This is a genomic window from Celerinatantimonas yamalensis, from assembly GCF_046054155.1.
Taxonomy (GTDB): domain Bacteria; phylum Pseudomonadota; class Gammaproteobacteria; order Enterobacterales; family Celerinatantimonadaceae; genus Celerinatantimonas; species Celerinatantimonas yamalensis.
Genome location: NZ_JBEQCT010000004.1, coordinates 195124 through 219569, shown reverse-complemented (window position 1 = coordinate 219569; position 24446 = coordinate 195124). Strand labels below are relative to the sequence as shown.

General features: G+C 45.2%; 20 protein-coding genes. 13 read left to right on the top strand and 7 right to left on the bottom strand.

Annotation, left to right across the window (positions count from 1 at the left end):
• Window positions 1-10: 10 nt before the first annotated feature.
• A complete protein-coding gene (locus ABUE30_RS10785) occupies window positions 11-655 on the bottom strand; it encodes a TetR/AcrR family transcriptional regulator (RefSeq protein WP_408623777.1) in 645 nt (214 codons plus the stop codon).
• 134 nt (window positions 656-789) lie between these two features.
• On the opposite strand from ABUE30_RS10785, the gene hlyD reads away from it, so the two are divergent.
• The 5 genes from hlyD to ABUE30_RS10760 all read left to right on the top strand — a co-directional run bounded on the left by hlyD (window position 790) and on the right by ABUE30_RS10760 (window position 6215).
• Window positions 790-1788, top strand: a complete 999-nt coding sequence (gene hlyD, locus ABUE30_RS10780; RefSeq protein ID WP_408623776.1) for a secretion protein HlyD — start codon at window positions 790-792, stop codon at window positions 1786-1788.
• On the top strand, window positions 1785-3506 hold the full coding sequence (locus tag ABUE30_RS10775; protein ID WP_408623775.1) for an ATP-binding cassette domain-containing protein: 1722 nt from the start codon (window positions 1785-1787) through the stop codon (window positions 3504-3506). The genes hlyD and ABUE30_RS10775 overlap by 4 nt, the downstream gene beginning before the upstream one ends.
• Window positions 3503-4633 (top strand): ABC transporter permease, encoded by a 1131-nt coding sequence (locus ABUE30_RS10770; RefSeq protein ID WP_408623774.1) that lies wholly within the window; start codon window positions 3503-3505, stop codon window positions 4631-4633. Before ABUE30_RS10775 ends, ABUE30_RS10770 begins: the two co-directional genes overlap by 4 nt.
• Window positions 4633-5730 carry an ABC transporter permease gene (locus ABUE30_RS10765; RefSeq protein ID WP_408623773.1) on the top strand — a complete coding sequence of 366 codons (1098 nt, stop codon included), beginning with the start codon at window positions 4633-4635 and terminating at the stop codon, window positions 5728-5730. Before ABUE30_RS10770 ends, ABUE30_RS10765 begins: the two co-directional genes overlap by 1 nt.
• A 170-nt stretch (window positions 5731-5900) precedes the next feature.
• Window positions 5901-6215, top strand: coding sequence for a YciI family protein (locus ABUE30_RS10760; protein WP_408623772.1), 315 nt, complete (start codon window positions 5901-5903; stop codon window positions 6213-6215).
• Window positions 6216-6328: 113 nt separating this feature from the next.
• On the opposite strand, the gene ABUE30_RS10755 is transcribed toward ABUE30_RS10760, so the two are convergent.
• The gene (locus ABUE30_RS10755; protein ID WP_408623771.1) at window positions 6329-6544 is read right to left on the bottom strand and encodes a hypothetical protein; all 216 of its coding nucleotides are present in this window, start codon (window positions 6542-6544) and stop codon (window positions 6329-6331) included.
• A 10-nt stretch (window positions 6545-6554) separates the two neighbouring features.
• A complete protein-coding gene (locus ABUE30_RS10750) occupies window positions 6555-7415 on the bottom strand; it encodes a helix-turn-helix domain-containing protein (protein WP_408623769.1) in 861 nt (286 codons plus the stop codon).
• Between the two features lie 113 nt (window positions 7416-7528).
• Here ABUE30_RS10750 and ABUE30_RS10745 point away from each other — a divergent pair, with 113 nt between their 5' ends.
• Complete coding sequence (locus ABUE30_RS10745) at window positions 7529-8935, top strand: MFS transporter (RefSeq protein WP_408623768.1); 1407 nt, start codon at window positions 7529-7531, stop codon at window positions 8933-8935.
• Window positions 8936-9371: 436 nt separating this feature from the next.
• Window positions 9372-11462, top strand: a complete 2091-nt coding sequence (fusA, locus tag ABUE30_RS10740; RefSeq protein WP_408623767.1) for an elongation factor G — start codon at window positions 9372-9374, stop codon at window positions 11460-11462.
• Between the two features lie 482 nt (window positions 11463-11944).
• Here fusA (ABUE30_RS10740) and ABUE30_RS10735 read toward each other — a convergent pair whose 3' ends face one another.
• The gene (locus ABUE30_RS10735) at window positions 11945-12790 is read right to left on the bottom strand and encodes an SDR family oxidoreductase (RefSeq protein WP_408623766.1); all 846 of its coding nucleotides are present in this window, start codon (window positions 12788-12790) and stop codon (window positions 11945-11947) included.
• An 83-nt stretch (window positions 12791-12873) separates the two neighbouring features.
• On the opposite strand from ABUE30_RS10735, the gene ABUE30_RS10730 reads away from it, so the two are divergent.
• Window positions 12874-13299, top strand: a complete 426-nt coding sequence (locus ABUE30_RS10730) for a winged helix-turn-helix transcriptional regulator (protein WP_408623765.1) — start codon at window positions 12874-12876, stop codon at window positions 13297-13299.
• A 114-nt stretch (window positions 13300-13413) separates the two neighbouring features.
• Here the strand turns inward: ABUE30_RS10730 and ABUE30_RS10725 are convergent, their stop codons facing one another.
• Window positions 13414-13812 carry a glutathione S-transferase N-terminal domain-containing protein gene (locus tag ABUE30_RS10725; RefSeq protein WP_408623764.1) on the bottom strand — a complete coding sequence of 133 codons (399 nt, stop codon included), beginning with the start codon at window positions 13810-13812 and terminating at the stop codon, window positions 13414-13416.
• Window positions 13813-14174: 362 nt separating this feature from the next.
• Here ABUE30_RS10725 and ABUE30_RS10720 point away from each other — a divergent pair, with 362 nt between their 5' ends.
• The 5 genes from ABUE30_RS10720 to ABUE30_RS10700 all read left to right on the top strand — a co-directional run bounded on the left by ABUE30_RS10720 (window position 14175) and on the right by ABUE30_RS10700 (window position 20281).
• Window positions 14175-15140: a VirK/YbjX family protein gene (locus ABUE30_RS10720; RefSeq protein WP_408623763.1), complete on the top strand. Its 966-nt coding sequence runs from the start codon at window positions 14175-14177 to the stop codon at window positions 15138-15140.
• 389 nt (window positions 15141-15529) lie between these two features.
• A complete protein-coding gene (gene yghU, locus ABUE30_RS10715; RefSeq protein ID WP_408623762.1) occupies window positions 15530-16372 on the top strand; it encodes a glutathione-dependent disulfide-bond oxidoreductase in 843 nt (280 codons plus the stop codon).
• Window positions 16373-16670: 298 nt separating this feature from the next.
• A complete protein-coding gene (locus ABUE30_RS10710) occupies window positions 16671-18143 on the top strand; it encodes a sensor histidine kinase (protein ID WP_408623761.1) in 1473 nt (490 codons plus the stop codon).
• The gene (locus tag ABUE30_RS10705; RefSeq protein WP_408623760.1) at window positions 18133-18570 is read left to right on the top strand and encodes a response regulator; all 438 of its coding nucleotides are present in this window, start codon (window positions 18133-18135) and stop codon (window positions 18568-18570) included. The genes ABUE30_RS10710 and ABUE30_RS10705 overlap by 11 nt, the downstream gene beginning before the upstream one ends.
• A gap of 19 nt (window positions 18571-18589) precedes the next feature.
• Window positions 18590-20281, top strand: a complete 1692-nt coding sequence (locus ABUE30_RS10700; RefSeq protein WP_408623758.1) for a putative bifunctional diguanylate cyclase/phosphodiesterase — start codon at window positions 18590-18592, stop codon at window positions 20279-20281.
• Window positions 20282-21056: 775 nt separating this feature from the next.
• On the opposite strand, the gene tuf is transcribed toward ABUE30_RS10700, so the two are convergent.
• Window positions 21057-22241 (bottom strand): elongation factor Tu, encoded by a 1185-nt coding sequence (gene tuf / locus ABUE30_RS10695; RefSeq protein WP_408623757.1) that lies wholly within the window; start codon window positions 22239-22241, stop codon window positions 21057-21059.
• A gap of 58 nt (window positions 22242-22299) precedes the next feature.
• Window positions 22300-24399 carry an elongation factor G gene (gene fusA / locus ABUE30_RS10690; RefSeq protein ID WP_408623756.1) on the bottom strand — a complete coding sequence of 700 codons (2100 nt, stop codon included), beginning with the start codon at window positions 24397-24399 and terminating at the stop codon, window positions 22300-22302.
• Between the last annotated feature and the right edge of the window lie 47 nt (window positions 24400-24446).

Below are 24446 nucleotides of genomic sequence, written 5' to 3'. Positions count from 1 at the left end.
AGCGCAGCGCTTAGACACGTATCGCTTGCAATCCGGCCAGTAAAAAACGGTGCAAGTAAGTCACTAACTCAGCCGAGTCATAATCAAAAATTGGGGATAACGGCATGGAATTCTCGCGGTTGAGTACCAACAACATCAAACACGGTGCTAAGGTGCTAAACATCGCCGGTAGCAATCGCGAATCATCGAGCGGGATGCCTGTCACATCGGCAATTAACCCCTGTAGGCGAGTAAACTTAGGGCTAATTTGCTGTTCAACAAGTTGCGATAAAAACTCTGATGGCACCGCAATTTCACGTGCCCAAACCCGCAGTTGCCAGCTTTTGGCGTCCATAATTGCCGGAATAATTTCTGCTAGAAAATTATATAATTGCTCTGGCGCACTACACTTATCATCCAGTAAAGCATCAAGATGATCCAATTCTAAAAGTGCTTCGTGGGCTTGATATAAAATTTCTTTATACAACTCTTGGCGCGAGCCAAAATGATAGTTAACAGCGGCTTGATTCACTTTAGAGCGTTGACAAATCGCTTTGCTGGTGGTGCCTTGATAACCATATTGGGCAAATAACTCACCTGCCGCGTCAATAATTCGCTCTCGCGTTTTATCGCCATCAGGACGACGCCGGCGCATGGCATTCAGATCCGATTTCATAACCTTTTTTCACCTATAATGACACTAGGGTCAAATAACTATTGGGGTAGGCGCTAATTTAACAAAAAAAACTTTAAATTTAAATTTGAATTTAATATAGTGGCCATATCAATTTGTTTATCAGGAGAGTATTCATGGCTCGCAGAGTTCTTATCGCTATATTGATTGTGTTACTCGCAGCGGCAGGAGGTGGTTACTATACCTATGTCCATCTGCGCGCCAGCAACGCACCATTAACGCTCTATGGCAATGTGGATATTCGCACCACCGCATTAAGTTTTCGCGTTGGTGGACGACTTGCCCATCTGAATGTCGACGAAGGCGATACTGTTCACCAAGGTGAGCCATTAGCAACGCTTGACCCACGACCTTATCAAATCGCTCTCCAGCAGGCGATCGCCCAAGCGCAAGCGGCTAAAGCAAACCTTGATCTACAGCAAGCAGGCTATCGAAGCGAACAAATCGCAAGGGCCAAGGAACAAGTCAAACAGCTGAACTCAGCGTATCAATACGCGCAGCGCTCCTTAGAACGCTATAATACGCTGCGCCGCAAACAAGCGATCTCTCAAGATAAATTAGATGCCGCTCGCGATAAACGCGATCAAGCCTTTGCTGACTTACAGGCGGCCAAACAGCAGTTGTCCGAATATCAACAAGGGAATCGCCCACAGCAAATTGAACAAGCAAAGGCGCAGTTACAAGAAGCGCAAGCAGGCGTTGCCAAAGCTCAGCTTAATGTCGATGACACCCAGTTGGTAGCGCCCGCAAGCGGCACGATTTTGGTTCGCGTCCACCAGCAAGGGGCGATAGTTAGCGCCGGAAGCACTGTCTATACCCTCGCTCTCACTCAACCGCTATGGGTAAAAGCCTATATCAATGAGGCCGAGTTAGGTCAGGCACAACCGGGTCGAGCGGTGCTGATCACCACCGACAGTGCACAGGGTAAGGTCTATCATGGACATATCGGGTTTGTCTCAGCGAGCGCAGAGTTCACCCCTAAAACCGTTCAAACCACGGATCTGCGAACCTCACTGGTCTATCGGTTACGGATCATCGTTGATGATGGCGACACATTGCTTCGCCAAGGTATGCCCGTCACCGTTCGCTTTGCACCAGACAAATCACACTCATGAGCTCTGTAGCAATCGCCTTAAAAGGGCTGACCAAACAGTTTCAAGGCATGAGCCAAGCGGCCATTGCCCCACTCGATCTCAACATTGAGGCAGGCTATGTAACCGGTTTAATCGGCCCTGATGGCGCAGGTAAAACCACGCTACTGCGCCTCATTGCCGGACTTCTAATCCCAACAGAGGGGTCGTTGTCGGTCGCCGGATTCGATCCCGTCACCCAATTAGAGTCATTACATGCTCAGCTTGGCTATATGCCGCAAAAATTTGCCTTGTACAGTGCTTTGTCGGTTCAAGAAAATCTCGACTTATATGCAGACCTTCGCGACGTGGATTTAGCCGGCTGGCCAAAGATGCGCTCACGATTACTGCAATTTACTGATCTTGAGCGCTTTACTAAGCGCGCGGCTGGCAATCTCTCCGGCGGGATGAAACAAAAACTCGGACTTGCCTGTACCTTGGTCGGCCAACCTCAAGTCTTGTTACTTGATGAACCGGGCGTTGGCGTGGACCCCATCTCGCGCCGCGAACTGTGGAAAATGGTTCATGAGCTTGCAGGTGATGGGATGTTAATCATCTGGAGCACCTCATATCTAGATGAAGCAGAGCAGTGTCAGCAGGTTTTGCTGATGAATGAGGGAAAGCTGCTCTATCAAGGCAGCCCCTCCCAACTCACGCAGACTATGCAAGGGCGCAGCCTACTGATTGATGGCGGAAAGCAGCCGCGCCAGCGTTTACAACAAGTTTTACAGCAATCCCAAGTCCGTGACGCAGTGTTGCAAGGCAAGCAGATCCGCACGCTGATTGATAGCCCAGATAAACGCCTCGATCTCGCACAGGCATTATCGCTCAATGAGCAACAACTGCAGCCCACGCAAGCACGCTTTGAAGATGCCTTTATCGATAAACTTGGCGGGCAAGAGAATCGCCATTCGGCATTAGCCGATATTTTGCCGCAGATCCCAGATGATCACAGTCATGCTATTGAAGCGATTAACTTAACGCGCCGTTTTGGTGATTTTGTTGCAACCGACAACGTCAATTTTGCAGTCAAACGCGGGGAAATATTTGGCTTATTGGGTCCCAACGGCGCAGGGAAATCGACCACCTTTCGCATGATGTGTGGGTTATTGCCCGTCTCTTCGGGTGAAGCGCGTGTGCTCGGCATGGATCTGAAACACAGTCCAGGGAAAATTCGCTCTCGCCTTGGCTATATGGCGCAAAAATTTTCGCTGTACGGCAACCTGACACTCGAGCAAAACCTGCAGTTTTTCTCTGGGGCCTATGGCTTGCACGGCAATCTTCAGCGTCAACGCATCGATGAGATGGTCGAAACATTCCAGTTTGAATCTATTTTGCGACAAACACCCGATGCGCTGCCATTGGGCTTTAAACAACGCTTAGCACTCGCCTGCGCCCTCATGCATCAACCTGATATTCTATTTTTGGATGAACCCACATCAGGCGTCGATCCGCTGACCCGCCGCGAATTTTGGCTACATATTAATGGCATGGTGGAAAAAGGGGTCACGGTCATGGTCACCACGCACTTTATGGATGAAGCCGAATATTGCGATCGCATTGGCTTAGTCTATCGAGGCAAACTCATCGCGCTCGCTCCGCCTGATGATCTCAAAGCCAAAGTCATGCATGACGATGAACATGATTTAACCATGGAAGAGGCCTTTATTCGTTTAATTGAAACGCAGCAGGAGGATACATGAGCAGGGTATCGATACGCCGCTTAAGGGCCATGTGCAAAAAAGAGAGTTATCAGATCATTCGCGATCCGAGTAATGCATTGATCGCTATTGTGATCCCTTTGTTGCTGCTGTTTATCTTTGGGTATGGGATTAATTTAGATAGTGGGCAACTGCGCATTGGTGTAGTCGCTCATTCACAAGGGCCTGCCAGCCGAGCCTTGATTCAAACGTTCAAGAATTCATCTTATCTGGCGCTCACCGTCAGTGATCATAAAGCACCATTGCAAGCACAGTTGCAACAAGGGAAACTACGCGGCATAGTGATTATACCTCCCAATTTTGATCAATTGGTCAGCGCCGGGAAGATCCCGCCGTTACAGATCATTAGCGATGGGAGCGAGCCCAATACAGCTCGCTTTATGCAGCGTTACGTGCAAGGAGCGTGGCAAATTTGGCAAACGCAAGAGCAAATCAAACAGGGGCAAGATACGACCGAATTACTCACCACCAACGAGCGCGTCTGGTTTAATCCAGCGGCCATTAGTCGCCATTTTATTATCCCTGGTGCCATTAGTATTATTATGACGGTGATTGGCACCATCTTAACCTCGCTAGTGATCGCTCGTGAATGGGAAAACGGTACCATGGAAGCGCTGTTGTCAACCCAGTTGACCCGTACCGAGCTATTGCTCTCAAAACTACTTCCTTATTATGTACTGGGTTTGTTCGCTATGGGATTATGCGTCTTCGTCGCAACACTGGTATTAGATGTCCCCTTTCGTGGCTCACTATGGCTGCTGACCCTCACCACATTGCTTTTTTTAACCAGTAGTATGGGGATTGGTTTGCTGATATCAACATTGACAAAAAATCAGTTTAATGCGGCGATGATTGCTTTAAATGCTGCGTTTTTACCTGCCGTGATGCTCTCAGGTTTTGTCTTTGAGATCAACAGTATGCCGGCTGTCATTCAACTCGCCAGTCATATCGTTCCTGCCCGTTATTTTGTCAGCATCTTAAAAACCATCTTCTTGGCAGGGAATTTGGGCACCTTGATTCTCATTAATAGTTTATATCTGTTGGGGGCCTCTATTCTCTTTATCGGCTTAACCTTCTGGAAAACCCCCACCCGACTGGAGACTCATTAATGCTGCGCAGACTACTTACGTTAGTTGTGAAAGAGTTGCAATCGCTGTTACGTGAGCGACAAACTCGCACTATTTTAATTATTCCAGTGATTTTACAGGTTTTGGTTTTCCCTTTTGCAGCAACTTTAGATGTGACGCATGTGGCTGTAGCCGTGTTCAACCAAGATAGCGGTCATAGCGCTTTGCAATTAGTGCGACGTCTGCAACACGCGAGCGCCTTTGATAACCTTAAATCGGTACATAGCGAAGCGGCGCTGAAAACACTACTGGATAATCAAAAGGTGTTATTGGCACTGCGTATCCCCAATAACTTCTCTGCTAAAATAGCTGCCCACCAGCCTGTTCAGGTACAAGTCTTATTAGATGGCCGCAATTCCAACAGCGCCCAAATTGCAGGCAACTATGTCCAGCAGATTGTGGCGCGCTTTGCCAACGAGAAGACGGGGCAAGATCCCGGCGCCGCCCTCATCACAAGGAACTGGTATAATCCAAACTTAAACTACAAATGGTTTATTGTGCCATCACTGATTGCCTTGATCACCACAATTGGAGTGTTGATCGTCACCTCGCTTTCAGTGGCGCGTGAGCGTGAACAAGGCACGCTTGAACAGCTGTTAGTCTCACCCTTAAGTACCGCTGAGATCTTTTTAGGCAAAGCAATCCCCGCGATTATTGTCGCCATTATCCAAGCAACGGTGGTATTTGCCAGTGCCGTTTTTGGCTACCATATTCCGTTCCAAGGCTCGGTATTATTGTTCTATGCCACCATGTTGATCTATAGCCTGTCATTAATTGGAATCGGTCTACTCATTTCGTCTTTTTGCCGCACCCAACAACAAGCGTTTATCGGAGTATTTGTGTTTATGATGCCCGCCATCTTACTCTCAGGATATGTCGCGCCAGTTGAAAACATGCCGTATTGGCTACAAAAACTAGTCTGGGTTAACCCCGTGTTACATTTTACTGAGATAACCAAAATGGTCTATCTCAAGGGCGCGCAGCTATCCATCATCTTACCGCAGGTCTTTGCTTTAGGCGTCATTACTGTGATCTCAACCGCTGTCGCTTATTATATCTTTAAACGTAACATTGCCTAAATGAACAGGTGACAAGGTACGTATTTCAAAGCAAATGACAAATGCCCCACTGCTCCTATCACTTACATTGATCCATCCGATGTTTGCTCAAGTTAGCGAAGCCAAAGATGGGCTTGAGTCATCATAAAATACATGTATGCTTATACAGTATTTTTTAAATAGGAGATGGTATGAAAAGCTTCGTGGTGTTGTTATCAGATAAGAATAAAGCGCTGATGAGTAAATCGCTTATCCGCGGACACGTTGCATATTTGCAGTTGAAATGGCAAGAAGGGACTCTTAAATTCTGTGGCCCCTGCACCGATGGCACGGCGCTCATGGTGTTTGAATGTCAAACCCGCGCACAGGCTGAAGCACTGGTGGCTGGCGATCCTTTTTCGAAAGTCAGTTATTATCGACATGTTGAGATAAAAGAGATAGAGCCGGCCAACCCCGATAATAATTTCCATCTAGAACAAGTGCAGGACTTTTTGAGCCACAAATAACACACGTGAGTGGGGATGAACCAAACCTCGAACACATGAATCCCTGACCAACTATCGGAGTCGGCTAAAAGCGATGACGAACAGCTTCAGCGGATCCGGTGAAACGCGACCCGTTAACGCTTTTCGCTCTTGGCCAATAACCGGCTAATATGACAGTTGCGCCGCTGGATAAACATTTGCACGATAAAGAGCAACGCGCACGCGCCAAAAAAGCCAGCGAGCCCAATTTGGGTAGCAAAATCGGTAGGAAAAGCAAAACTCAGCCCGGCAAAAAACAAGCTTAAGATCAAGCGCACCCACGGGTGATTCATAATCGACCGTTTAGCCATGGTATTTTCCTTATATATCCGCCTTGCTCGAAGCGTCCATCAAAGCGCTGAGGAGCTGATAATCACGCTCGGTGTGCGGATGATAAACATTTAAGCGTCCCGATGTCTCACCACTGTAGCTTGACCAGATCTGTTTGGTCAATGTTAGCCTCCCGAGCTGGGCATGGCGAAACTCAAATTCAAGTTGCTCAACAGGGTGCATTGCAAGGCTTGCCCACGCGCGGGCAAACAGCGGTGATAATTCTTGAAACCGTTTCACTCGTTTTTGCAGTACGCAGTCATGCGTGCGTGTTGCCCAAAACCCGCGTAATAATCCCGCCATGACAAGCAACCGGTTATATAAGGATTGCTCATCACTGACAGGCAAAAATTGCTGCCAAGTGGCATTAGTTATTGTCAGATAGATGTAGTTACGATCATTGAGCTCAAGCTGGCTTAAATCGACCCCGCACATCAGATGAAACGCTCGATTACTATCGACAATATCAAAATAATCGTTAATAAATAGGGCCGGGAGCGGGTTTAATTGTGAAAGTAAGCGCTGACTTTGGCGACTAATATGTCGACATGGTTCTCTTTCATCCCGCGGCTCTTTGGTCAACAATGATCGGATATATTGACGCTCGGTTGTGCTCAGCGCCAATGCATCGGCTAAACGAGTCAACGCGTCTTGAGAAATTCCCGTCACTTTGCCGCGCTCAATTTTGCTATACCAAACCGTACTGATCCCAGCTATCGCTGCCACATCTTCGCGACGAAGCCCCGGAGTGCGCATGCGCGCAGGTTTTGTCAACCCGACAATTTCAGGGGTAAGCGATTCTCGTTTACGACGCAAAAAAGCGCCAATCAGTTGCCAATGATCATGCTGCATACACTATCCTGATCCTTTTTATACGTGGCTAACTTGTTTCTTGTACACCTCTAATTTATCAGCATAATAGCACCATCATCTTGCAATACCTACCTCATGCATAGGAGTCTGTTATGGCATCACAACCACGCTTACCCATTTTCGGACTGATTTTACTGGTGGCTGGGCAATTGTTGCCCCAATTGGATTTTTCGATCGTCAATGTCGCACTTTCCGCGATGGGGCACACGCTTCACACCAGCGCCACAGGCTTAGTTTTAATTGTAGCGCTGTACGGCTTAAGTTTTGCCAGTCTCATTGCCACCGGCGCTCGGTTGGGAGATCGCTATGGTCGTAAGCGCATATTTTTTATCGGTATTAGCGGGTTTGCCTTAGCCTCTGCACTATGTGGTTTTGCCAATGGACTTGTCATGATGCTCGTAGGTCGGTTACTGCAAGGGCTCTGTGGCGCACTCTTGATGCCACAGATTATGGCGACAATTCACGCGACATTAACCGGCCAGCAACATAGCCGCGCCGTTAGTATTTATACCTCGGTTGCTGGATTAGCCGTCGCATTGGGGCAAATGTTGGGCGGTTGGTTAGTAAGCGCCAACATTTTTGATCTCAGTTGGCGAATCGCCTTTTTCATTAACATACCTATCTGTCTACTGGTTTTAATGGCTGGTACGCGGCTTATCCCAGAAACTCGCGCTACGAACACACCGACAATGGACTTTGCAGGAATGGGCCTGTTCACCCTCCTCCTATTATGTATTCTTTTACCGGTCACCTTGGCTGAACATTGGCCACCTTTGGGGATATTGTTGCTAGCAGCCATCCCCCTAGGACGCCACCTATGGCGCATTGAACACGTTCAAGAGCAGCAGGGACGAAGCCCTCTCTTACCGCCCTCATTATTTAGAAATGAAACCACGCGTACTGGCTTTATCGGCGAAGCGGTAGTGACATTTTTGTATCCTGGCTATCTGTTTGTCACTGCATTAACATTGCAAGATGCCTTAGCATTTAGCCCGCGCCAATCCGGTGACAGTTTTATCGCATTAGGCTTAGTCTATTTTCTCGGTTCACTACTAAGCCGTTATCTGACCCAACGATTTGGTAATTATCGCATATTTGCCAGTGGCGCAATGACGACCTTACTGGGGCTCGTGCTGACCACCGGTTTTATTCAAGTCTGGCACACCCATATCAGCATCATGCAATTGTCTATCGCCACAGGGATCGTCGGGCTCGGTAATGCGATGATGCTCACCGCGGCTTTTCGCATGGCCTTGGCCAAAGTGGCCCCTCATCATGCGGGTGAAGCGAGTAGCGCCCTAAATACCATTCAACAAGGCTGTTTTGCGCTAGGTACGGCGTTTGCGGGGGCTATCTATGCATTAATGCTTAACCATGGCTATGTGGCAGCGTTAGCAACAACATTTGGATTATTAGCTCTACTACTGATCGGCATGGCTTACTATATGTTAAAAGTCCCACGATTATATATCTGCACGCCAGATGAGAGCATCAGCTAAGTCTATAAATGCTGTAGGCATTGCCACCGTGTTTTTGATATTGCGTCGAGACCACGTCATTAAATAGACACACAGCGCTGATACATGCCAGTATGGTGCTTGCACTAAGTAGAAAAAATTAGATCTTGAGGTTATCCGTTATTGCTAATTAACATGTTTAGGTCGATGAGATTATTAAAACAGCGGATGCAGTGATTGAAAAATCTTTCCACGGTGCAAGCACCACGTTGATAGCTTTGACAGCCAAGTCGAAATTGGTCAATTGACGCTAAAATCACTGTATAAAAAAACATTAGATAAAACAATATTTGGCTTAACCCTCAGTAAGCAAAGAATATTTTAAAAAGATTGTTATTTAAACGAAAAAACGACGAGAAATACATCAAGAAAATAGGTAAAATACCGCGAAATTTTGTGTCTCCAACTGAGTATTGTTATGACAGACCTAAAAAAATACAGAAACATCGGCATTTTTGCCCATGTTGACGCAGGTAAAACCACAACCACTGAACGTATTCTGAAACTGACTGGTAGAATTCACAAAACTGGTGAAGTTCATGATGGTGCAGCGACTACCGACTTCATGGAACAGGAAGCTGAACGTGGGATTACCATTCAGTCAGCTGCAACAACCTGTTTCTGGAAAGAGCACCGCCTGAACATTATCGATACTCCAGGACACGTTGACTTCACAGTTGAAGTCTATCGTTCACTGAAAGTGCTCGACGGCGGTGTCGGGGTATTCTGTGGTTCAGGTGGTGTTGAGCCACAATCTGAAACCAACTGGCGTTATGCGAATGATTCAGAAGTTGCGCGGATCATCTTCGTCAATAAAATGGACCGGATGGGTGCAGATTTCTATCGCGTTGTCGATCAAATCAAAAATGTTCTAGCGGCCCGTCCATTAGTAATGACACTGCCAATTGGCCGTGAAGAAGATTTCATCGGTGTAGTTGACGTTTTGAGTCAAAAAGCTTACGTCTGGGATGAAACTGGTCTGCCAGAAAACTACGACATCATCGATATTCCAGCAGATTTAGTTGACGATGCTAAGGCGTATCGTGAAGAGTTGATTGAAACAGCACTGGAAATCGACGAAGAATTGATGCTGACTTATCTTGAAGAAGGTGAGGAACCTGCACTTGAAGATATCAAACGTTGTATCCGTGAAGGAACACGTACGTTGCAATTCTTCCCAACTTATTGCGGTAGTGCTTTCAAAAACAAAGGTGTTCAACTGGTATTGGATGCAGTTGTTGACTACCTGCCATCACCAGATGAAGTCGATCCACAAGATCTGACTGACGAAGAAACGGGTGAGCCAACAGGTGACAAAGCGATTGTTTCTGCTGACGAACCACTACGCGCTTTAGCATTCAAAATTATGGATGACCGTTTTGGCGCATTGACCTTCGTTCGCATCTACTCTGGCGTATTGAACAAAGGCGATACCATTCTGAACTCAGCAACGGGTAAAACAGAACGTATCGGCCGCATGGTTGAAATGCATGCCAATGAACGCAATGAAATCAGCTCGGCCCAAGCCGGTGATATTATCGCTATTGTTGGGATGAAAAACGTTAAAACCGGCCATACCCTGTGTGACGTAAAACACCCTTGTACACTGGAAGCAATGATCTTCCCAGAACCTGTTATCTCAATTGCAGTAACACCAAAAGACAAAGGTTCTGTTGAGAAAATGAGTATTGCCATTGGTAAAATGGTTGCAGAAGATCCATCGTTCCAAGTTGAAACTGACGAAGATTCAGGTGAAACCATTCTTAAAGGAATGGGTGAGCTGCATTTGGATATTAAAGTCGATATCTTAAAACGTACTTATGGGGTTGAGCTGCAAGTGGGTCAACCACAGGTTGCTTACCGTGAAACGATCACTCAAGCTATCGAAGATAGCTACACCCATAAGAAACAGTCTGGTGGTTCTGGTCAGTTCGGTAAAATTGATTACCGCATCCGTCCTGGCGAAGTCGGTTCTGGCTTCAAATTTAAATCAACTGTAGTTGGTGGTAACGTTCCTAAAGAATTCTTCCCAGCGATCGAAAAAGGATTTGCTGGCATGATGCAAGAAGGGACATTAGCTGGCTTCCCAGTGTTAGACGTTGAAGTTGAACTGTTTGACGGTGGTTATCATGCTGTGGATTCATCTGCTGTTGCGTTTGAAATCGCCGCGAGAGGTGCATTCCGCCAGTCTATGCCAAAAGCTGGTCCTCAGTTGATTGAACCTATCATGAAAGTTGATGTGTTCACACCTGATGACAATGTGGGTGATGTAATTGGTGATTTGAACCGTCGCCGCGGTATGATTAAAGACCAAGAACCAGGGGCAACAGGCGTTCGCATTAAAGCTGACGTTCCATTGTCTGAAATGTTCGGTTATATCGGTCATCTGCGTACAATTACATCAGGTCGTGGTCAATTCTCTATGGAATTCTCTCATTACCTCCCTTGTCCACAACAAGTGGCTGAAAAAGTAATTGTAGAAGCGAAAGCACGTAAAGCAGCTAAATAATTACTCGTTTTATGTTTATGGTTGTAAAAACCCACTGGTTTCACTGGTGGGTTTTTTTATGCATAGAAGATTATACAGATTAGCGGACACAGCACTGACCCCGTAATCGTCCGAAAAATCGACACGCATTGACGCAGCAGCAGTTCCCTTTTTTTTCGTCCAAGAGCTCTTTCCTGTTCAGCAACCCGGGGGAAATTTTTGAAGATATCGCGGTAAAATAGGTGATGTGGACGCGCTCTAGCTCTATTATTTTATCGCGCCACAACGGCAGAAAAAGTTGCTCATTTAATTGCAGATATGTGTTTTCAACGATCATCGACAACACGAGTGGAGGGCATACGTCTTAGCGATGATAGCATCACGATCTGATCCAATCAGCATCGATGCTATTTAATATAGTGAGCGTCACTGAGCCAAGAGCTGAATGAATAAAAAGAGCTATTCAGTTATCCTGAACGCCCTTTTATTGTGTCTAACAAGATTTATAACGCAGCCTTGATACTATCTTCGATAGGCGTTGTTGGTCGGCCAATCAGTGTTGATAGCGCTTTGCTAGTGCTATAAAGGCCACCGAGAGAAGCGCCGGTTTCAGAGTTGGCCAAGATGCCAGCGAAACCCTCAGGTAAGCCTGCACCCACCAGAATTTTGGCATATTCCGCCTCAGAAACGTTTTGATAAGCAACTTTTTTACCAGAAACCTTGGTAATAGCCGCTGCATAATCACTTAGTGTAAAGGCGTGGTCACCTGCTAGTTCGTAGATTTTCCCTGCTTGAGCATCTTGCACAAGAACGACCGCTGCGGCGGCGGCGTAATCGGCTCGAGCGGCGGTTGATAATAGCCCTTCCCCAGCACAACCAACTAGACCGTATTCAAGCGTCGTTGCAATACCCATAGTATAGTTTTCTGAGTACCAGCCGTTGCGAAGTAACACATAAGGGACACCAGAATCAGCCAACAACTTTTCTGTTGCGACGTGCTCTTCAGCAAGAATGAGAGGGGAAGTATCAGCTTTTAAGATACTGGTGTAAGCAATAAGAGAGACACCAGCCGCTTTTGCTGCATTAATAACGTTTTTGTGTTGAGCTGCCCGTTGCCCCACTTCGCTGGAAGAAATCAAGAGTAATTTTTCAACACCCGCAAAGGCGGTTTTTAAACTCTCCGGCTCAGAGTAGTCAGCTTGGCGAACTTGAATACCCTTTTCGACCAGATCATTGACACTGTCAGGATGACGAACAGCCGCGATGATATGACTCGCTTCAATTCTTTCTAATAAAGAATCGATCACCAAACGGCCTAACTGTCCGGAAGCACCTGTAACTAAAATCATGATTATCTCCTTTGTATTTTAAGTTGTTAGCCGTAGAATAGATCACTAACAAACTTTTAGTAAGTACATACAAAAAGGTAAGTATGAAAGAAAATATGCAAACTGATCCTCATCTAAAAAAATCTGGGTTGTCAGTACAATTTGATCGCGGCAATGTGTTTTCTGATAAGTGCCCTTCTCGTGCGATTCTCAAACATGTAACAAGTCGTTGGGGCGTATTAGTTTTGATCGCCTTAAAAGATTGCAATGCGCATCGGTTTAGTGAATTAAGACGAACCATTAATGGCGTAAGTGAGAAAATGCTAGCGCAAACGCTACAAGCTTTGGAACAAGATGGTTTTGTATTGAGAGTTTCATTCCCCGTGGTACCACCTCATGTTGAATACAGTTTAACGAGTTTGGGAATGGCGGTCGCTGAGCGAGTTGTCAGTTTAGCGGATTGGATCGAAGACAATATTAACCATATTCTTAGCAATCAGTCACAGCAGATAGAGTCAGCAGCCAATTGATAGCCGTTCAACTATTGTTTAATGCTAATGAAGCTCCCTAAGCTTAGGTATAAATAACCAAAGTGTTTAAAATAGATGCTGCCGCTTAAATCCATCTAAACGGCAGCGGGTTCGTCAGCTCACTAATGGGGCAAAGCGCTGCTGTAGGTAGATATTAATATCACTAGATTCATACAACCATTGTTCTTGACCATCATCATGAATGATTTTCAGACAGGGAACTTTTACGCTTCCCCCGCCTTCGAGCAGCGCTTGACGCGCACGAGCATCACGCTGAACGTTTTGCATTGAAATTGGCAGTGCCAAATGATAAATCTCTTTTTTCACCTTAATGCAAAATGGGCATGAGGAAAATTGATATAAACTCAGCTGTTGACAATCTGCGTCTACCTGCGCTTGCTGTTCATCTGATCGTTGAATGGGTTTTGGTTTAGAGATAGCAGCATAGATCAGCATAAATGGCATCAAAACACGGCGCAGTACTTTAAAAAATAAACGGATCAAAATTCGCATTGTTACCTCTTTAACACGATGGAATGTTAAGCAATAGGAGTTATTAAACACACTACTCATATCAGCGTGTATCTTCTTAAAATAACGCGATTAAAGTAATGCTTAAGTAAACACATGTTTATTGATTGTTTACAGTTTGATTGACAAATCGATATAATAACAATCATAAGTTCAGTACCACAAACTGCAGGCATGGTGAAGCTTACCTAAATACGCCGCAGGATCAATGTTTCCTTTTTATAACAAGATCGCAATGTGAGTGCTGAATACAGTATTAGGACGCCCCTTCGCGAGCCTAATTCAATTCATCTATTTTTATTAGTTTATGCTAACACTCTATCTTGTGATGAGGGCCTCGCCCTGTGACAACGACTGGCAGTGAAAGACGCAAACTGATTCAGTCAAATGATAATGGTGTGGTATTTATTGTGATTGTCAAATTAGCTTTACAGGCATGTGCAGAAAATAAGAAACGAAAAGCGCGCAATATCATTAAATTTATATTTCGCGCACTCGTCTTTCATCGCTATTTTCGCCAAATGTTTAATATCTTTGGTCACGGTGAACGCTCGCAAGTACTGATTGAGCAGCCCAAATATTTGATGAAATGCATGATCCCTTTTTTACATGTGGGATTGTCAAAGCAGACCATTATTGAACTACTCGATGCACACTATGATTGGTTGGAATCAACGTTCACCGAGTCAGCTCGTAAAAAAATCTATCTTGAGCACATTGTACTCAATACTCTCGAGGCCGATGATCTACGCTGTCATCTCACCTTAAATTTTGATGTAAAAGTACGCAAGGAAGGAGAACTGGCGCTGTCACTCATCGATGACACTGGCTATCAATATTATACCTTAGCCTTTACTTGTCAAAATAATAGCTTTCACATTGGCTGCATCCAAGGCAGCATTGATGATAACGGGTTTAGCCATGCCTTTACTAAAGCTTTTCATGGCATGCGTCCTAAATCATTCATGGTTGAGAGCTTACGGCTGTTAGCCCAACCGCTCCATATCCAACATATTTATGCTGTGAAAAATGAGTCACATATCTACAATGCAAAACGTTATCACGGGAAAGCTCAGCGTTTTAACTTAAATTATGATCAGCTCTGGGAAGAGCTCGATGGTGTTGAACATGATCAGTGGTTTTATGAGCTACCTTTAGTGTCCAAACGCCGGCCCTTAGAGGAGATTAAACGTTCCCGCCGTAAGACTTATCGGATGCGCTACGAGTGGTTGGAGCATTATCAATGTGTGTTAAGCCAAGCATTATCGCCTTATCTTATTGAAAAAAAGGATTATAAAATTACCAGTTAATCCAATCTATTGAGCTACACTCGCCGGATTTTAAGTCTTCTGCGCACCACAAAACCATTAACATTGGCTATTCACGTGGTATTGCTTTTTTCGGGTTGCATAGGTGCTAACAACAGATGGAAAGCGTGGTAGGTGCCGCGCAAACTATGACGGATAGATGCGTTGACTACCCGCGTCTGTCCACAATACTCACTGGAAGCGCTCTGCTGTTGCCGCAAGTCGTCTAATACCGCACCAAACAACTTTCGGAAATATAGAATACAATGTCTTGATTTTTTCAATCGCGATTCAAGTAAGTTAGTCTTATGATGAACTAAGAGTGAGCAGTTGGTCTTCACCGCGAAGAGGGCCGCTGTCTTTGTATGGTGATGACAAGAGGATAATAATGCATGAGTGATACAAACTATGAACCTCCAAAAGTCTGGCGTGATGACAGCAAAAATGGTGGCACGTGGTCACAAATCAATCGGCCAACCGCAGGTGCTCGTTATGATGCAAAGCTCCCTGTAGGCAACCATCCTCTTCAATTGTACTCAATGGGGACGCCGAATGGACAAAAAGTAACCATTATGCTTGAAGAATTACTGGCGCTTAATGAATCGGGTGCCGAGTATGATGCTCATCTGATCCGAATTGCAGAGGGCGAACAATTTTCCAGTGGCTTCGCCAACATTAATCCGAACTCAAAAATACCCGCTTTAGTTGATCAATCCGAAACGCCATCGATATCCATTTTTGAATCTGGTTCAATTCTGCTTTATCTTGCCGAAAAATTCGGCCATTTCTTACCAGAGTCAAGATCGAAACGAACCGAAGTCCTCAACTGGCTATTTTGGTTACAAGGTTCTGCGCCCTATTTAGGCGGTGGCTTTGGTCATTTCTATAGTTATGCACCCAAGAAGTTTGAATATGCGATCAACCGCTTTACCATGGAAACTAAACGTCAATTGGATCTGTTAAATCAACAATTAGCCGATCAACCCCATATTGCGGGCCAAGACTATTCCATTGCTGATATTGCCATTTGGCCTTGGTATGGCAACTTAATTCAAGGGAAATTATATGATGCCGGTGAATTCCTTGATGTGACATCCTATCCCCACTTACAACGTTGGGCCGAGCAAATCGCTCAGCGCCCCGCCGTAACGCGCGGTCGGATCGTAAACCGAACATGGGGAGAGGTTCACTTAGCTGAGCGCCATGCTGCTTCTGATTTTGAAGGCCTCGTATAAACCTACTTTTTGTTCGCGAGGTGATCATCGCCTCGCATCATGATGCACAAAATATCTTCTTAATTATGATCTAATTGTCACCCCGAGTTCTTGATCGACTTTAAAGCCATGCAAAATCCTATATTCGCCTATACTCACTTATAAAGACCTCAGCCAACGGCATTCCATAAAATGGTATTTCAAATATATTATTTTAGTCACTTTATTTACACCCTATTCAATAAAGGGTATTCTCAATGCATGATTACAAATCAAAAATAGTCATGCTAATACGGCATACGCGCGAGTGGGATCATGTATGAATAGCAATTTTGATAATTTCATTAGATACTCGCCGAATGCTATATTGTTAGTTGATCTGACGGGCCATATTTTAAAGGCCAACGAGCAAACCCATCAATTATTAGGCTACACAAGCGAGGCGCTGAAAGGTCAGCCTATCGAAGTGTTGGTACCCGACACCAACCCCCATCATCAACGCCTACGTGATGATTATATGCGCCAGCCACGCCCGCGCTATTTGGGTCAAGACCTAGCCATTAAGGCGCGCCATAAGAATGGTGCTCTAATTTCAGTCGAGGCGGCTCTCATCCCACTAACTAGTGACAATGATGAAGTGGCTGGCGTCATTGTGACATTAATTGATATTCGCCAGCAACTGGCGACTGAGCGTAACCTCACCGATGTGATTGAGCACTCACCCAACTCGATTATTACCACTAATCACTTAGGTCAAATCGATATCGTCAATGCGCAAGCTGTACAGCTATTTGGCTATCCCCGTGCGGAGTTAGTTGGCCAACAAATTGAAGTATTGCTTCCCGAAGCCTTACACCACCATCACCGACAATTACGCCATGACTATATGGCAAGCCCAAGCGTCAAAACAATGGGCAAAGGGCGTGACCTTCAAGGGCGTCACAAAGATGGAACGTTGATTGATGTCGAAGTCGCATTGGCACCATTATTTGATACCGAGCAGAAACCCTCTGGTGTGGTGGCTACGATTATAGATATTCGCCAAAGGCTGTTCACCAAGCGCCAGTTAGCCAAACAGATCGATGATTTAAAGCGCACAAATCAAGAACTCGACCAATTTGCCTATGTCGCTTCACACGATCTTAAATCACCGCTCAATGCGATTCAAAAAATCGTCGGATGGATAGAAGAAGATTGCGGTGCGATCTTACCGCAATCCTCACAGCAGCACTTGCAGTTGCTCGAACAACGTACCCAGCGGTTAATGCGTCTGCTCGATGATCTACTCGCTTATTCGCGGGCTAACCGCTTTGAATATGAGCAGCAAACCATTGAGTTAAATACACTAGCAAATGAGCTCTATGCATTAATAGATGCGCCCAAAGAGATCCAATTTGAGTGTGATCATGTGCAGCTTAAGGTGCCACGCAGTCCATTTGAAACTATCCTCAATAATTTAATGAGCAATGCTGTTAAACACCGAGATAACGACACCCGTAAAATTCAAATTCACTATCATACGAGCCACAATACTCATTATCTTGAAGTGGAAGATGATGGTCCTGGTATTCCACCATCGCTACATGAAAAAGCCGTAAGCATGTTTCAAACGCTACAACCGCGCGATCGTGTAGAAGGTAGTGGCATGGGCTTGGCATTAGTAAAGAAGATTATAGAACATCAAGGTGGGTCACTGACCATTCGTTCTGATGGAAGCCGAGGGACCACAATTGCCCTGCAATGGCCGTTTATAGAAACCGCACCCAAGGATATATCTTTTAATGGCAGATAATATTGTGACCCTATTACTGGTTGAAGATGATGACATTGATGCCATCAGTATCGAGCGTAACTTTAAAAATCAACGTATCGCCAACCCAATCATGCGCGCCTACGATGGTCTTGAAGCGTTGGAACTATTACGCAACGGCCAAGTCCCTTCCCCCTTTGTGATTCTCCTTGATTTACAGCTACCTCGGATGAATGGTATCGAATTTTTGGATGCAATTCGTCAAGATATCGAACTCCGTCATGCCGTTATTTTTGTCCTCACCACATCTCGCTCCGAGCAAGATATCCTCCACAGTTATAGTAAAAATATTGCCGGTTACTTCGTCAAAGATGAAGCCGCTGATAGCTTTCGTGATGTGGTGAAACTATTAGATGGGTATTGGCATATTGCCCAGTTACCTCAAGTGAAAATGGATAGTTCAGCTTAAAACGGGGTAAAGTATAAGCATGCATATACTAATTGTTGATGATGATGCAGTTGATCGCCAAGAACTAAGGCGCATATTATGTAGTGCCCAAGAGCCAAGAGAGATCGAGGAAGCGAGTAGCGTCGAAGAAGCATTGACACTGCTCAATACCTGCCATTTTGATGTTATTTTGCTAGACTATTCGCTACCCGGGCGAGACGGCATGGACTTACTTAAAGAGCTTCGCCTTAAGGATGTCCATCAGAGTAGCGCGATATTAATGATCAGTGTTTCAGAAGATGAGTCAATAGCACTGATGTCATTGCAGGCTGGTGCACAAGATTTTCTCACCAAATCAGATATGAATGCACCGCGTTTAAATCGAGCCATCCAACATGCTCAGACGCGTTTTAAACTTGAGCAAAAACTACGTGTTAGCTACGATAAAATTAAGCGGATTGCTGAAGTTGATAGCCTAACCGAATTGGCAAATCGCTATTTATTTAATCAACATCTTAACGATGCCCTGCTTCGTCACAAAGATTCCACGCATCACTTTGCACTTATCTTACTTGACTTAGACCACTTCAAATACATCAATGATTATCATGGCCACAGTATCGGTGATAAACTTTTATTCCAAGTTGCACAGCGTATTTCGGCATGTTTACGTAGCAATGAACTACCCTCGCGCATCGGTGGTGATGAGTTTGCTATTCTTGTCGAAAAACTATCTACCCCAGCCGATGCAACACTTGTCGCAACACGGATTCTCGATGCGATGAAAACCCCGTATCAGGTTGATGGTTTATCAATCAACACCGGCACGAGTATTGGCATCGCTTGGCAATCAGACCCTCTCATTAGCGCCAATGATATTTTCAAACATGCAGATATAGCCTTGTATCAAGCCAAGCACCAGGGTCGCCATCAAGCCTGTTTTTTTCACGACGAACTGCAAACAAAATTCTCACATCGCTATCAATTAGAGACGCAGCTTCGTCAAGCGATAGAGCTACAACAATTTGTGATGCATTATCAGCCCATCTATACGACATCCAGTCAGACAATTGTCGGGTTTGAAGCGTTGATCCGCTGGACACAAAATAGTCGCATTATTAGCCCCGCCGAGTTTATCCCTATCGCTGAACAATCAGGGCTTATCCATCGAATAGGCCAATATGTAATTGCACAAAGTATTCTTCAATTGTCCATTTGGAATAGTCAAATAGAACAACCGCTTACGATGGCCATTAATATCTCAGCGGTGCAGTTAAACGACGATACCTTAGCTAACTTCATCAAACACTGCCTGCACATTCATCAAATCCAACCTGAACAGATCACCATTGAATTAACCGAGACCGCTTTAATTGGTGATAGAACGAATCAAACTGAGAGCATTATGGCGCTCAATCGACTTGGATGTCGGATTGCCCTTGATGATTTTGGCACCGGTTTTTCTTCAATATCACATTTGCGGCAGTTTCCAATTCATATCGTTAAAATTGATCGATCGCTAATGCCTTCCTCACCCAAGGACCACAAAGCACAAGCACTGATACAAGGACTGGTCTTGATGCTGACAGCGCTTGATCTGAAAATGGTTGCTGAAGGAATTGAAACGCTCGAACATGTTACGCTCTGCCAACAACTCGGTATTCATAACATGCAAGGTTATTATCTTGCTAAGCCTAACCATGCGGATGTAATCAGTACATTCATCGGCTAACGCTTATGTTTTATGCTGTTTGATGAGCTTCGGGCCGATTGCAAACCCAATGCAATTGGCCCGCATGTCATATAAGCATCCATCTTTCATTGTTTCTCCAGCAGCAGCTCACATCCGATTGATCCGCTAATTATCGACAGACAACTCATCCTTAACGATACGATGAAGCAAAAATGAAGAGATTCAGAATCACCCTGTTCACCAATACGTGTTTCTAATAACCTGTTTGATCACCACCCAACAGGTCGCAGCATAAACGCATCGCATTTAAGCGACCCACTCAACTGGTATAACCATCACGCTATTTCCCTGAGGTCAGTCAATCTAGAGCATGACCATCTGTTGAAAAATAGCTTTCATCACCTTTCCCCCAACATCTTTTGGCATTGGCTCAATGCACTAAACACGACAAATTCTTTCCTAATTCTATCCTCAATATCGAGCTGATGAACAAGGTTTTTGATGGAGTGATTGTTATAAATGGCCATTCGCAAGACGATCGACCCTCAAGCCAGCTGACGCTTTCGTATTAGTCGGTGAATACGCTTCGTCTATCAGCTATAGGGAAGGCAATCAGACAATACTTCGACCTAATTGGGTTTTCAACTGTTGATGACATCTAGGGTTTGTGAGATGCCCATAAAAAAATCCGAGTGTATTGAATACACTCGGATTTTGATATCTTTGAAAGAGCACTCAACCGACCATACGTGACTGAACTGATCGGCATTACCGCCTAAAAGCGATCTTTTTCTATTAGCAATCGTTAAAACGATTACGCGATAACTTTAGATACCACGCCAGCGCCAACTGTACGACCGCCTTCACGGATCGCAAAGCGCAACCCTTCATCCATCGCAATAGGTGCAATCAAGTCAACTTTAAACTTAACGTTGTCACCAGGCATTACCATTTCCACGCCTTCTGGCAGCTCTACAGCACCCGTAACGTCAGTTGTACGGAAATAGAACTGTGGACGGTAACCTTTGAAGAATGGGGTATGACGACCACCTTCTTCTTTGCTCAGAACATAAACTTCTGATTCAAATTGTGTATGTGGTGTAATTGTACCTGGTTTAGCCAATACTTGACCACGTTCAACATCTTCCCGTTTAGTACCGCGCAGCAATGCACCGATGTTTTCACCTGCACGACCTTCGTCAAGCAGTTTACGGAACATTTCAACACCTGTACAAGTGGTTTTAGTTGTCGCTTTGATACCGACGATTTCAACTTCATCGCCAACTTTGACAATACCACGTTCAACACGACCGGTCACAACTGTACCGCGGCCTGAGATTGAGAAAACGTCTTCAATAGGCAACAAGAATGGATGATCGATATCACGAACAGGCTCAGGAACGTAATCATCTAATGCCTGCGCCAATTCAATGATTTTTTCTTCCCACTGCGCTTCGCCGTTCAATGCACCCAGTGCAGAACCTTGAATAACAGGCAGATCATCACCTGGGAAATCATATTCGCTCAACAGCTCGCGAACTTCCATCTCAACCAGTTCTAACAACTCTTCGTCGTCAACCATGTCACATTTGTTCATGAATACAACGATACAAGGCACTCCAACTTGGCGAGACAGTAAGATGTGTTCACGCGTTTGTGGCATTGGGCCATCAGTTGCTGCAACCACTAAGATCGCACCGTCCATTTGCGCAGCACCCGTGATCATGTTTTTCACATAGTCAGCGTGTCCGGGGCAGTCAACGTGTGCATAGTGACGTGCTGGTGTATCATATTCAACGTGAGAAGTATTAATTGTAATACCGCGTTCACGTTCTTCAGGGGCGTTATCGATAGAAGCGAAGTCTTTCGCTGAACCGCCGTATGTTTTTGCCAATACAGTAGTAATAGCCGCTGTCAGAGTAGTTTTACCATGGTCAACATGACCGATGGTGCCAACGTTAACATGTGGTTTCGAACGTTCAAATTTTTCTTTAGACACAATATGTACCTTCTATATCACTAGGCTTGAACAATGCCAAGCCTTAGCCTAAATGGATTTATCTAGTTTTAGCGTCAATTACAGCATCTGCAACATTTTTTGAAGCTTCACTATACTCTTTGAACTCCATCGAGTAAGAAGCTCGTCCTTGTGTTGCAGAACGCAAATCCGTTGCATAGCCAAACATTTCAGCCAGCGGCACTTTGGCACGGATGATTTTCAGGCCAACAACGCCTTCATCCATACCTTCAATCATACCACGGCGACGATTGATGTCACCGACTACATCACCCATCCATTCTTCTGGAGTTGTGACCTCTACTTGCATCATTGGCTCAAGCAGAACAGGTGATGCCTGCAAAGCACCTTTCTTAAAGCCCATAGAAGCGGCAATTTTAAATGCCATTTCGTTCGAGTCGACATCATGATAGGACCCATCAAACAGCGTCACCTTGATATCTAACATAGGATAGCCCGCTAAGACGCCTTGCGACATTTGCTCATGGGCTCCCTTCTCAATGGCAGGAATGAATTCTTTCGGTACCACGCCACCAACAATTTTATTCTCAAACGTGAACCCTGTACCTGGCTCTTGAGGTTCCAATTTCAGCCACACATGACCGTACTGACCACGACCGCCTGATTGACGAACAAATTTACCTTCAACTTCCGTTGCTTGGCGAATGGTTTCTCGATAGGCCACCTGCGGTTTACCCACATTACATTCAACACCAAACTCACGTTTCATTCGGTCCACGATGATATCAAGATGCAATTCACCCATTCCTGAGATAATGGTCTGCCCTGATTCTTCATCCGTTGCAACTCGAAATGATGGGTCTTCAGCAGCTAGTTTACCTAACGCAATCCCCATTTTTTCCTGATCGGCTTTAGTTTTAGGTTCAACGGCAATTGAGATAACAGGCTCAGGAAACTCCATCCGTTCCAAAATCACTTTGTTATCCATATCACATAAGGTATCGCCGGTTGTAACATCCTTCAAACCAATCGCCGCTGCAATATCACCCGCACGGATCTCTTTAAGCTCTTTCCGATCATTCGAGTGCATCTGCACGATTCGCCCGATGCGTTCACGTTTAAGTTTAACCGAGTTAAACACCTGATCACCTGAATTGACCACCCCTGAATAAACGCGCAGGAAGGTTAATGTTCCAACGAAAGGGTCTGTGGCAATTTTAAAAGCTAATGCAGAGAACGGTTCGCTATCATCAGCATGACGTTCAATCGGATTTGCGTCTTCATCTTCACCTTTAATTGATGGGACATCAACAGGTGAAGGCATAAATTCAATCACTGCATCTAGAACAGCCTGGACCCCTTTATTTTTAAAGGCGCTCCCACAGGTTGCTATAACAATTTCATTGCGTAAAGTACGCTGGCGTAATGCGTGTTTTATTTCCTCTTCTGACAGTTCACCATCAGTAAGGTATTTATCCATTAATTCATCAGACGCTTCAGCAGCGGCTTCAATCATATACTCGCGCATTTCAGCAGCTTTATCAGCTAGTTCGGCGGGAATTTCCGAGTAAACAAAGGTCATTCCTTTGTCTTCTTCATTCCAATTGATCGCTTTCATTTTAATTAAATCGATCACACCTTTAAATTCTTCTTCAGCACCGATATTAAGCTGAATAGGGACACACGTTGCACCTAGCCGTTTACGGATCTGGTTAATCACCCGTTCGTAGTTGGCACCGGCTCGGTCCATTTTATTAATGAACACCATCCGCGGAACATGATATTTATCGGCCTGACGCCAGACAGTTTCAGATTGCGGTTCGACACCTGATGCGCCACAGAAAACGACCACAGCACCATCAAGTACGCGCAATGAACGCTCTACTTCAATGGTAAAGTCTACATGTCCGGGAGTGTCGATGATATTGATACGATGACGAGGGAATTGAGCCTGCATACCTTGCCAAAAGGTGGTGGTTGCTGCAGAAGTAATAGTAATACCTCGCTCTTGCTCTTGAGCCATCCAGTCCATAGTGGCAGCGCCATCGTGTACTTCACCAATCTTGTGAGACAGCCCTGTATAGAACAAGATACGTTCTGTTGTGGTAGTTTTACCAGCGTCCACGTGAGCACAAATACCGATGTTACGGTAGAGCTCGATTGGAGTTGTGCGAGCCATTTTTATCCTCTTACTAAGGGCAATCCCTTAGAAAAAATCGATAAAGA

Bases quoted from the DNA above. Each gene is read 5' to 3' on its own strand.
- ABUE30_RS10785 (WP_408623777.1), bottom strand. From the start codon at position 655: ATGAAATCGGATCTGAATGCCATGCGCCGGCGTCGTCCTGATGGCGAT.
- hlyD (WP_408623776.1), top strand. From the start codon at position 790: ATGGCTCGCAGAGTTCTTATCGCTATATTGATTGTGTTACTCGCAGCG.
- ABUE30_RS10775 (WP_408623775.1), top strand. From the start codon at position 1,785: ATGAGCTCTGTAGCAATCGCCTTAAAAGGGCTGACCAAACAGTTTCAA.
- ABUE30_RS10770 (WP_408623774.1), top strand. From the start codon at position 3,503: ATGAGCAGGGTATCGATACGCCGCTTAAGGGCCATGTGCAAAAAAGAG.
- ABUE30_RS10765 (WP_408623773.1), top strand. From the start codon at position 4,633: ATGCTGCGCAGACTACTTACGTTAGTTGTGAAAGAGTTGCAATCGCTG.
- ABUE30_RS10760 (WP_408623772.1), top strand. From the start codon at position 5,901: ATGAAAAGCTTCGTGGTGTTGTTATCAGATAAGAATAAAGCGCTGATG.
- ABUE30_RS10755 (WP_408623771.1), bottom strand. From the start codon at position 6,544: ATGGCTAAACGGTCGATTATGAATCACCCGTGGGTGCGCTTGATCTTA.
- ABUE30_RS10750 (WP_408623769.1), bottom strand. From the start codon at position 7,415: ATGCAGCATGATCATTGGCAACTGATTGGCGCTTTTTTGCGTCGTAAA.
- ABUE30_RS10745 (WP_408623768.1), top strand. From the start codon at position 7,529: ATGGCATCACAACCACGCTTACCCATTTTCGGACTGATTTTACTGGTG.
- fusA (WP_408623767.1), top strand. From the start codon at position 9,372: ATGACAGACCTAAAAAAATACAGAAACATCGGCATTTTTGCCCATGTT.
- ABUE30_RS10735 (WP_408623766.1), bottom strand. From the start codon at position 12,790: ATGATTTTAGTTACAGGTGCTTCCGGACAGTTAGGCCGTTTGGTGATC.
- ABUE30_RS10730 (WP_408623765.1), top strand. From the start codon at position 12,874: ATGAAAGAAAATATGCAAACTGATCCTCATCTAAAAAAATCTGGGTTG.
- ABUE30_RS10725 (WP_408623764.1), bottom strand. From the start codon at position 13,812: ATGCGAATTTTGATCCGTTTATTTTTTAAAGTACTGCGCCGTGTTTTG.
- yghU (WP_408623762.1), top strand. From the start codon at position 15,530: ATGAGTGATACAAACTATGAACCTCCAAAAGTCTGGCGTGATGACAGC.
- ABUE30_RS10710 (WP_408623761.1), top strand. From the start codon at position 16,671: ATGAATAGCAATTTTGATAATTTCATTAGATACTCGCCGAATGCTATA.
- ABUE30_RS10705 (WP_408623760.1), top strand. From the start codon at position 18,133: ATGGCAGATAATATTGTGACCCTATTACTGGTTGAAGATGATGACATT.
- ABUE30_RS10700 (WP_408623758.1), top strand. From the start codon at position 18,590: ATGCATATACTAATTGTTGATGATGATGCAGTTGATCGCCAAGAACTA.
- fusA (WP_408623756.1), bottom strand. From the start codon at position 24,399: ATGGCTCGCACAACTCCAATCGAGCTCTACCGTAACATCGGTATTTGT.